This is a genomic window from Tessaracoccus luoxuelianae (assembly GCF_055326245.1).
This window is the reverse complement of record NZ_JBUZNO010000012.1, coordinates 56,785-66,190: the sequence shown is the minus strand read 5'-3', so window position 1 is coordinate 66,190 and position 9,406 is coordinate 56,785. Positions and strand designations below refer to the sequence as shown.

10 protein-coding genes are annotated in these 9,406 nt (G+C 68.6%); 4 read left to right on the top strand and 6 right to left on the bottom strand.

Features of this window, described 5'->3' with window-relative positions:
* Positions 1–70 precede the first annotated feature (70 nt).
* Positions 71–1,306 (bottom strand): integrase catalytic domain-containing protein, encoded by a 1,236-nt coding sequence (locus ACZK39_RS15365; protein ID WP_463612408.1) that lies wholly within the window; start codon positions 1,304–1,306, stop codon positions 71–73.
* Between the two features lie 179 nt (positions 1,307–1,485).
* On the opposite strand from ACZK39_RS15365, the gene ACZK39_RS15360 reads away from it, so the two are divergent.
* Both ACZK39_RS15360 and ACZK39_RS15355 read left to right on the top strand, forming a co-directional pair.
* Positions 1,486–2,532, top strand: a complete 1,047-nt coding sequence (locus ACZK39_RS15360) for an NBR1-Ig-like domain-containing protein (protein WP_463613821.1) — start codon at positions 1,486–1,488, stop codon at positions 2,530–2,532.
* A 146-nt stretch (positions 2,533–2,678) separates the two neighbouring features.
* On the top strand, positions 2,679–3,266 hold the full coding sequence (locus ACZK39_RS15355) for a hypothetical protein (protein WP_463613820.1): 588 nt from the start codon (positions 2,679–2,681) through the stop codon (positions 3,264–3,266).
* A gap of 207 nt (positions 3,267–3,473) precedes the next feature.
* Here the strand turns inward: ACZK39_RS15355 and ACZK39_RS15350 are convergent, their stop codons facing one another.
* Positions 3,474–3,824, bottom strand: coding sequence for a hypothetical protein (locus tag ACZK39_RS15350; protein ID WP_463613819.1), 351 nt, complete (start codon positions 3,822–3,824; stop codon positions 3,474–3,476).
* A gap of 34 nt (positions 3,825–3,858) precedes the next feature.
* Between ACZK39_RS15350 and ACZK39_RS15345 the strand changes: the two genes are divergently transcribed.
* Positions 3,859–4,596 (top strand): family 1 glycosylhydrolase, encoded by a 738-nt coding sequence (locus ACZK39_RS15345; RefSeq protein WP_463613818.1) that lies wholly within the window; start codon positions 3,859–3,861, stop codon positions 4,594–4,596.
* Here ACZK39_RS15345 and ACZK39_RS15340 read toward each other — a convergent pair.
* The 3 genes from ACZK39_RS15340 to ACZK39_RS15330 all read right to left on the bottom strand — a co-directional run bounded on the left by ACZK39_RS15340 (position 4,593) and on the right by ACZK39_RS15330 (position 7,610).
* Positions 4,593–5,408 (bottom strand): hypothetical protein, encoded by an 816-nt coding sequence (locus ACZK39_RS15340; protein ID WP_463613817.1) that lies wholly within the window; start codon positions 5,406–5,408, stop codon positions 4,593–4,595. The genes ACZK39_RS15345 and ACZK39_RS15340 overlap by 4 nt on opposite strands.
* Positions 5,405–7,048 (bottom strand): N-6 DNA methylase, encoded by a 1,644-nt coding sequence (locus tag ACZK39_RS15335; RefSeq protein WP_463613816.1) that lies wholly within the window; start codon positions 7,046–7,048, stop codon positions 5,405–5,407. Before ACZK39_RS15335 ends, ACZK39_RS15340 begins: the two co-directional genes overlap by 4 nt.
* Before the next feature lie 100 nt (positions 7,049–7,148).
* Positions 7,149–7,610 carry a VOC family protein gene (locus ACZK39_RS15330; protein ID WP_463613815.1) on the bottom strand — a complete coding sequence of 154 codons (462 nt, stop codon included), beginning with the start codon at positions 7,608–7,610 and terminating at the stop codon, positions 7,149–7,151.
* 93 nt (positions 7,611–7,703) lie between these two features.
* Between ACZK39_RS15330 and ACZK39_RS15325 the strand changes: the two genes are divergently transcribed.
* A complete protein-coding gene (locus ACZK39_RS15325) occupies positions 7,704–8,903 on the top strand; it encodes a cytochrome P450 (RefSeq protein ID WP_463613814.1) in 1,200 nt (399 codons plus the stop codon).
* Positions 8,904–8,913: 10 nt separating this feature from the next.
* Here the strand turns inward: ACZK39_RS15325 and ACZK39_RS15320 are convergent, their stop codons facing one another.
* Positions 8,914–9,384 (bottom strand): DoxX family protein, encoded by a 471-nt coding sequence (locus tag ACZK39_RS15320; RefSeq protein WP_463613813.1) that lies wholly within the window; start codon positions 9,382–9,384, stop codon positions 8,914–8,916.
* Between the last annotated feature and the right edge of the window lie 22 nt (positions 9,385–9,406).

Below are 9,406 nucleotides of genomic sequence, written 5' to 3'. Positions count from 1 at the left end.
CGTAGTTCCTCATGTCAAGGTAGCCGCGAAATGATTCCTGGTTCCTCACATGGTTTAGCCGCGAAATGGGTCAGGCGGTGCGTGGGGTCTTGATCGCTGTGGTGGCGCTGGGGAGGGTCAGCTTGGCGGTGTAGAGGGCGTCGGTTTTGTCTTTGGCGGCGGCGATCAGGAGCCCTTGGATGCGGGTGATGTCGCGGGTGAGTTCGGCCAGGTTCAGCTGCTCGCGGCGGGCCAGCAGGTCGGCTTGCTGGGCTGGGGACAGGATCTGGGCGGCGAGGAGCCGGTCCAGGGGTGGACTGGGGCGGTCGTAGATGCGTTTACGGTGTCCGGCCTTGTCGGCGCCCCAGCCGACGGGTTTCTTGGTGGAGATGAAGTAGTTACCGCGGTCAGCCACGAGGGGCCACAGCTGGTTGAGGAGCGCGAGTTCGGTGGGGGTGTCGTAGCGGTAGTAGAACCCTCGCCGGCGCACGATGTGGTTGTTCTTGGCTTCGATGGTGGCTTGGTCGTTCTTCCGGTAGGGCCGTGATCGGGTGAAGAAGATGTCGCGGTGGCCGGCCCAGTTGATGACGTCGTGGTTGATGAACTCGGAGCCGTTGTCGCAGTCGAGGCCTTGGATCGGGAATGGGAACAGGTCGATGGCCTGGTCGAGGGCCTCAAGCATCCAGCGGCGGGCGTTGTTGCGGATCGCGATCACCTGGGTCCAGCCGGTGACCACGTCGGTCAACGACACGGAGCGGGCGAACTCGCCCTTCAGGGTGGGGCCGCAGTGGGCGACGGTGTCGACCTCGAGGAACCCGGGCTCGGCTTCGGCCTCGTCGCCGGCCTTGCGGATCTGGATCGAGGTCCGCAGCAGCGGACCCGGCCGGGTGGTGGTGAACCCGCGTAGCCCGTGGGTGGCCTTGAACCCGGCCAGATAGCGGTCGATCGTGGCCCCGGACATCGCCTCCAGTTCGGCACGCACCCCCGGGCTGTAACCGCCCCGCCCCGGGGCGAGCTCACTGTTGGCCTCCAGGTTCGACAGGAGCCTGGTCATGTCCGCGGCCAGGTAGGGGCCGCACTCACAGCCGGAGAGCACCCACACCCGCTCCAGAACCCTGGCGGCATCGGTGGAGTACTTCCTCGGCTTCGCGCGGCGGCGGTCGATCCTGGCCACGTTCGAGGGCCGGGTGCCGGTGGCGGTCAACAGGTGCCGGGCCCGGTCCCGCGACAGCCCGGTCACGAGGCAGAACTCGTCGAGCATCGCACCCTTGACCTTCTTCGTCGCCGCCACATACGCCCGGGCGTACTTGCGTGTCACTTCGATCACGGCAGTCCTCGATAGATCCGATCCCATCGCTCCAGCGTGAACCGCCCTCACGTTCGCGGCTGCAGTTGTGTGAGGAACGATCACCCTTTCGCGGCTGACTTCTCTGATGATCGTCGCCGCCTTCAGCCACTGACGCCCCGGGATAGGCTGACCCGAAACCGATCGCCGGGGGTGCTCTGATGACACGACGCTGGATTACGGCTCTGACTCTGTGCGCCTTCGCCACCGGGTGTAGCGCCTCCATCACGCTGGGGGGAGCCTCGACGGCACAGCCCCAGCCGTCGCGAGCCGACGCGTCCACGGCCACCACTGCTGCGAGTTCCGTGGCCGCGACACCTGACGAGCCAGACTGCGCGCCGGACGCGGCCTTGGCCGGACACCTGAGCGCACCGGACGGCACCCAGTTGCCGGTCGACACCACCTTCGACAAGAGCTGGCGGCTGGTCAACACTGGCTGCGGCAGCTGGCCGGAGGGTACAGAACTCATCCACCTCGACGGAGACCTCAGCCCCGCCGGTCCAACTCCTACAGTTCGCCCGATCGTGCCCGGAGGGACTGCCGACATCACCGTGAGCGTGACGACGCCGGGCGAGCCCGGGGACCACCGGGGGGCGTGGCAGCTGCGAGCGCCGGACGGGAGACAGTTCGGGACGATCCTCACCTCTGAAATCGTGACCGTGGCGGACTCAACCGGGACGGGGACGGTCCTCGTCCCGCTCCAGCCCATCCCCGTGTTTCCGAGCATCCTCGTGCCTCAAGGCTTCCCGTCAGCTGGCGCCACCCCCACGGCCAACGCCTCGGGATCCACGCCTTCCGCCGATGCCGACGAGGTGCGTCGGGCCGTCTCGCTGCGGGTGGATCTCACCGTCATCGACCGCAACACATTCAGCTCCGACAAGACGAAGGAGTTGATCTTCATCGAGCCCGACATTGTGCTGACCTCGCTGCGCCCCACCGATTCCTACACGCACGAGCTCTGCGCGGGCGGTGAGACATCGGTCAAAGTCGTCACGGAGCTCTCCCTCGTCGACCACGTGGTCAACGCCAGGTCTGCCGCGACACTCTCCGTGGGGTCGAGCTGCGTCACCGGCACCCCACGGGACACGCGGGTGTACAACCTCGTCGCCGGCGATGGGCAGACAGTCGCGACCTCGGGGTGGGGCTCGGTGTCGGGCGGCGCCTACGACATCGCCCTCTCGTTGACCAACGAGCCGTGGCAGCGCTGATCAGTGGAGATGCCGGCCGATAGTTGCGCGGCACGACTTTTGGCCCGCCGTCATCTGCGCCCCGGCGCACCGTTCGACCGACACCGGTGGACGCACGAGCGCAACGCCCTACGCTGGATGGACGTCACCGAACCGGAGGTCTGGACATGTCCATCCGCTCGCAGTCCCGTCTGCTCGCCCTCACCGCCGCACTTGCGCTCGGCGTCACCGCCTGCGGAGGGGCCGACGATGCGCCCGCCGCCAGCGACATCGCGTCGGAGGTAGGCGCCGCGGCCTCGTCAGCGGCCGCCGATCCGGGCAGCGTATCGGTCGATGAGCTGGAGGAGAACGCCTCTGAGATGGCGGAGGACTTCTCCGACATGGCCGACAGCCTCGAGGGGCAACAGACCGGCGGCTCTGCCTCCCTCACCATCGGCGATGAGACCTGGGACTTCGACGGCGTCCTGTGCGCGTTCGGCCCGGACGAAATCGGCCAGGAGGGAGCCGAGTTCGTGCTGTCCGCGATCGCCGACGGCGTCCAGTTCTACCTGTCCATCGACGAGTTCGGGCACTCCGCCAGCATCCACGACGTCGAGAACTTCGAGGATCCGACCGTCAGCTGGGACTCCGACACGAACGCGGACGAGTTCATCAACCTCAGCGGCAAGGAGGCCAGCGGAGAGGTGGGGTTCGTTGACTATGAGACCGACCTCATGGAAGCGGTCCCGGGAAGCTTTGAGGCGACCTGCCCGTGAGCCGTCTTCCGCCGGCTGAGGAGCCGCCCCGATGGCTGAGGAGCCGCGCAGCGGCCTGCCCCGTTGGCTGAGGAGCCGCGCAGCGGCCTCGAAGCCTCAGAAACCTGAGCCGCCGGGCTGCGCGGTGGCGAGACAGGGTGCTCGCGGAGTGTGGCCTCAGCGTCGGTCTACCATCCCTGAATCCACACTCTGCGGAGGGGTGGCAGGTCAGAGGGCCGACAACCGCTCGTCGAGCCGGGCCCGGACGTGCGGAGGCACCCCGAAGAGCACGTCAGTGAGGCGGCAGCCGTCGGTCCCGGCAGTCCTAGCGAAGAAGCCGTCGGCGTAGCCGGCCGAGAACCCGGCCAGCTCCTCGCGGATCGCCGCGACCGCCGCCGGCTGGTCCACCAGATCCGTCAACGTCGAGCGCACCGACAGCGACCCCGCCGCCTCGCGGAACCGTGGGTACTGCGACTCGAAGTGGTGCGCACCCGAGCTAACCTCGACTGGGTCGAGGCCAGGAAGCCGCACTTCCGCGGTCGCGTTCGCGGGCACCACGACGTCGACCACGACGCTCAACGAGCCCAACCTCCAGCACATCCTGGCCGACCTGTTGCCGGCCGAAATCTGGAAGCTGAGCGCCGCGACCCTCGACGCCGCGTCGGCCGCTGCCGGGGTGTCGCGGTACCGGGCGGGCAACGTCGCAAAGCTGGAGGAGATCGACGGCTTGGAGGACGGGTTCGAGGCGGCGCATGTCGCGGCACGGGCCGCGATCAAGGCGGTGCGGCCCGATGTCCCGGTAGGCCTCTCCATCGCGGTGGCGGACGACGTGGCCCTGCCGGGCGGCGAGGCGCACCGCGACCGTGTGCGGGCCGCCTGCTACGGTCGCTGGATCGAGCTGGCGAAGAGCGACGACTTCGTCGGGGTGCAGAACTACGAGCAGGCGCTCTACGACGCCTCGGGGCGGGTGGCTCATGGGCCCGAGGTGGAGCTGAACGGGATGGGATCGCCGATCTCCCCCGGGTCGCTCGAGGGCGCGGTCCGCTACGTGGCCGCCGCGACCGGGGTCCCGGTGCTGGTCACCGAGCACGGCCTCTCCACCGAGGACGACGCCCAGCGGTGCGCGTTCATCCCGGAGGCCCTGACCGGTCTCGACCGTGCGATCGCCGACGGCGTCCCCGTCCTCGGGTACTGCCACTGGACGTTCCTGGACAACTTCGAGTGGGTCTCGGCCTACGGCCCGAAGTTCGGGCTCCACGCGGTGGACCGCGACACCCTGGAGCGCACCCCAAAGGAGTCGTCGCGGGTGTTCGCGGCCGAGATCGCGTCCCGCTCCGCCGTCTCCGTCTAAGGGCCTCGCAGAGTGGTGATCCGTGGATGGCAGACCGTCCGCGAACCCCCACCCACCGCCACCGCGCCCACCATCACCCTCGGCGCCCCCATCACGCCCATCGTCACCGACGGAATGATCAGGCCGACAGCATCGTAGGCATCCGCCTCACGGCCGAGCTTCCCGAGGAGGTCGATCAGCCAGCGGGCGGTGTCCGGCTCCTGGTCGAGCGCACTGGACCCGAGGCTGTAGAAGAATCCGAGGGCTGCCTGCGGGTGACGCGAGCGAAGGTTCTTCGCGTCCCCGTAGCTCTCTTCAACTCGGTTCGCGGCGTTCTTCCCGAACGACGAGTCCATCCGTTTGGTGGAGATCATCAGTTCCGGACCTGTTGCCCACGAACTCATCACGACGTCGACCTGTTTGACGTAGTTCTTGCCCAGAATGTTGGCCGACGTCGATCCACCAGCGCCGCGCACATTGATCCGCTCCTGCGCGTCTGCCCGCTGTTTCGCCGGAAGCGCAGCTACGAAGCTGACCACCTCGTCGGGGAGCACCCTGGGCGCGACGGCGCGGGGCCACACTCTGTTGGGATCGAACCCAGCCCGACGAAGCTCGGAGGCCACCCACACATCGAGGGCCAGCGCGGGTACGCCCGACTGACTCGCTGCGATGAGGTGAGCCGGCACCGCCAGCAGCTTCGCCAGCGTGGCGTAGTCCGGCTCAAACCTAACGCCGCCCCCACCGTCCACGTGCCAAGGATTGACGTCACGGAGTTGAGCGGTGGCGACGATTCGGTCGAACAGGGCCCACGCCCTCATGCGCAGTGAACTCACAGGTTTCCCTTCGTGGAGCGACTTGTGGCCCGGGTGTGCCTGCGGCGCGACAGGATGTCTCGGGCCTCCCGAATCGCGGGCAGAGCGGCGCGCTCCCCTCGTGCCACTCCCAGGAGGATGTGGTCTACGATCTGCTGCGCCTCCGTCAGCCTCCCCTGCGAGAGGATTCCGCGGAGGGTCGGCAAGGCATCCCTGAGCTGATCGGAGTGCTGCCGGACCAGGGCCGGGGCGGGAACGAGCAACGCCGCAGCCTCCCGTGGCTCCATCTTCAGCACGCCGCCGCCGTAGGCGCGGCCAGCCGTCTCTGCCGACAGAGCAGTCACGCTGTTGAGGGCGGCTACCGCCGCCACATCGGACAGACCCTTGAGCTCCTGGCCGAGATACAGGCCGTGCACCGAGTTGACGTAGCGCAGTTGCCCAGGGTTGGCCGCCAGCTGCGGCGTCCCCTGGTTCATGTAGGTGAAGAACAGGTCCGGCGGAGCAGGGAGGGGCGTCCGCCACCACGGCGAGCGGACACGGCACTTGTAGGCCTGGTCCACCCCGGCGGCCTCTCCTGCCGCGATGTATGCACGCCCAGCGGAGGACGGAACATCCGGTCTGAACATCAGCGTCTTCGCGCCTCTCTCGCCCAGATCACCATGCTCGGAGAGCCCGAAGGCCAAGGATCGAAGATGGCTCGACCCCGGGGGCGACACGCGAATCGTGTCCTCCGCCGTGAGCCCGAGCTCGCGAGCCGTCGAGGGACTCAGCAGGAAGTACTTGTTGTTACCAGTAACGGCGCCGAGGCTGAGCCTCCCCCATGCGGCCAAGGGAGCGAAAGTCCCCGCGGTGGTCAGTCGATGCAGCGCCCGCGTAGCCTCGTCCGAGACCAACGCGGTTGTCCAGCGCTGCCCCGGCAATACGTCGAGGATGGTGTCGAAGACAACGCCGTGGAGATCCTCGGCCTCGTCGACAATCGCGAAGCGCACCTGGTTCGTCCCACCGCTTCCCTCTGCAAGGAGGAGGAGCGCCTCGGTCTGGACTCCGGGGAAGACCTGCCGATCGATCAGCGCAACACTGACTTGGCCGAAGCGTTCCAAGAGGAAGTCCCGGACCTCCTGACCGTAGTTGGCGGACAGAAGCTCGGCTGGGAGCACAAGGGCCAGGCGGCCGCCCGGAGCGAGGTAGCCCGCCGTGTGGACGACGAAAGGGGCCCAGGAACTCGCCAACCTGCTCAGGCGGACCCCTTGAGCCAGTGCTGCTGCGAGTCCGGTTGCACGCGCCTGGCCGGTGAAGCCCTGGTATCTCACGTAAGGCGGATTGCCCACGACGGCGTCGAAGCCGGGGGTGGCCGTCGTCGCGAGGAAGTCGCCGACGTTGACCTCTCCGAGGTGACCACGGGCTTTCAGTAGCCCTTGCGCGTCTCCCGCGGACTCAGGATGCAGCTCGTGCGCCACCACCGGCGTGGCGCCACCGAGCGTCTGCAGACGGTGCACGGCTGCCTCGAGAATGGCGCCGTCGCCGCAGCTGGGCTCGAGTACACGGTCAGTCGGCTGCCGGATCGCCCAGCGGCACAGGAATTCCGTCACTTCGGGTGGCGTGAAGAACGCGCCGCGCGCCTTGCGCGCCGCCGCGGTGTCCCTGACGGGTTCAGTGGTCACTCGGTCCTCCTGCCGCCAACCCTACAGAGCACACTCTGGCGGACGCCTCTGACAGTTCCTGATCCACGGTCGAAGCGGCACCCCGCGGGCCGCTGTCGGCTCAGCCAGCGGGGTCAGGGACGTTTCCCGGGGCTCGCTCCAGCTGTTGGGCCTCCATCAACTCGACGCCCAGCGGCCCCGGGTTGTAGGCGACCTCCCAGCGGACCCCGTCCGGATCGGCGAAGTACCCGCTGTACCCGCCCCATTCCCGCTCCTGCCCGAAGGAGACTGCCGACGCTCCCGCCGCCTCCGCCTCGGCGAGCACCCGGTCCACCTCCTCGCGGCTCGGCACATTGTGCGCCAGCGTGAACGGCACGAGCCCGTCGCCGCGGCTGATGGGCCCCACTTCGGCCTCGAACTGGTCCTCGTCCCACAGCGACAGCACGAGCGTCGGCGACAGTCGCACCATCACGATGCCGTCGGCTTCGAAGGCGGGAGCCCACCCCAGTCCGTCGATGTAGAAGCGTCGGGCGGCCGCGACATCGGTCACGGCGAGGGTGATGAAGTTCACACGGGCATCCATGCCCACGACGCTAGACCAGAATCGGTCGCTCCCTGGGTGGGTAGACCAACCCAAATAGCGACCGATTCCGCGGCGTCCCCCTAGCCTGGAGACATGAGCGCCGAAGTCGCCGCCTGCCGCCGCATCTCCGTCAAGCCCGGGGAGGCCGACTCCCCCCGCGTCGAGCACGCCGACGGGGTGTGGCGGGTCCGCTCCACCGAGGCCGTCCGGCAGATCCTCCGGGAGCGCGACGCCACCGCCCAGGCCGGGTTCAACTCCGAGGCCATCCCGGACGGCACCATGGCCAACGAACCCATCCTGTTCATGGACGGGGCACCCCATCGACTCCAGCGCAGCAAGATCGCCCGCTACTTCGCACCAAAGACTGTGGCGGACAGATACCGCGAGCTGATGGAGTCGCGGGCCGACGCCCTCGTCGCGGAGATGGTCACCAAGGGTGGAGCAAGGCTCGACGACGTGTCGCTGCGGTACTCGACGGAGGTCGCGGCCAAGGTGATCGGCCTCACCAACTCCAACCTCACCCGCATGGCGCATCGCCTGGAGCGTCTGTTCGACCAGCCGTCCTTCGACCCGGCCTCGGCTGAGCCGGAGGGTCGCGTCGCGAGCACCGTGCGCCAGCTCCGCGGGAGCATCCCGATGTTGTGGTTCTACCTCTGGGACGTGCGCCCCGCCATCCGCGAACGCCGCAAGTCGCCGCAGGAGGACGTGATCAGCCACCTCCTCACGGAGGGCTACGCCGTCCCCGCCATCCTCATCGAGTGCGTCACCTACGGCGCCGCCGGCATGGCCACCACCCGCGAGTTCATCTCCATGGCCGCCCTCCACCTGCTGCGCGACGACGCCCTCCGCGCGCGCTACGTCGTCGCGGGCGAGGCCGAGCGGTACGCCATTCTCCATGAGATCCTGCGGCTCGAGCCCATCGTCGGGCATCTGTATAGGCGCGCGCAGCACCAGTTCACCTTCACCGACGGGGACCATACCCACACGGTGGCCGCGGGCGACCTGCTGGACCTGTTCGTCCGTCAGGCCAACGCCGATCCCGCGACCGTCGGCGAGGCGCCGCTCGACCTGTGCCCGGCCCGGCCGCTCCCCCGCGGCATCGGCCCGGAGGTGATGAGCTTCGGCGACGGCGCCCACAAATGCCCCGGCAACGCGCTGGCCATCCAGGAGTCCGACATCCTGCTCACCCGGTTGTTCGCGCACCCGGTGCGCTTGGTTCGGGAGCCGCATCTCGGCTGGGACGACATCATCTCCGGCTACGCGCTGCGCGACGTGGCGGTCGCCGTCGGCTGACCGGTCCGCCTCAGGGCTGCTCGGGCAACGACCGCGAGCTGCGGCTCCGCCACGCCCTCCAGGCGCCGGTGGACCACAGCGCCCACGCCACCAGCAGGGGCTGGAAGAACAGGCGCACGAGGCGGGCGTTGTCGCTGGTGAGGCCGAAGGCGTCGGTGCCCGTCACGTACTGCGAGATGTTGCCCGGGAAGATCGCGACGAAGAACGCCGCCGTCGTCCATCCCACCGCGGGCCGTAGGCGGCGCGGCGCCAGGATGAGCGCGGCCCCGAGGCCCACCTCGACCACACCGGAGGCGACCACCACGAAGTCCGGGTCCAGCGGGAGCCACGGCGGCACCTGGGCCTGAAACTCCTCCCGCAGCGTGGTGAGGTGACCGATCCCCGCACCGACCAGAGCACCCCCGAGCAGGAGCCGCCCCGCGGTCCTGAGCAGGCCGGAACTGTGGTCGGTGGAGGGAGCGGCTGCGCGCTTGGCTGACATTTCTCGAGTATCCCGCACAACT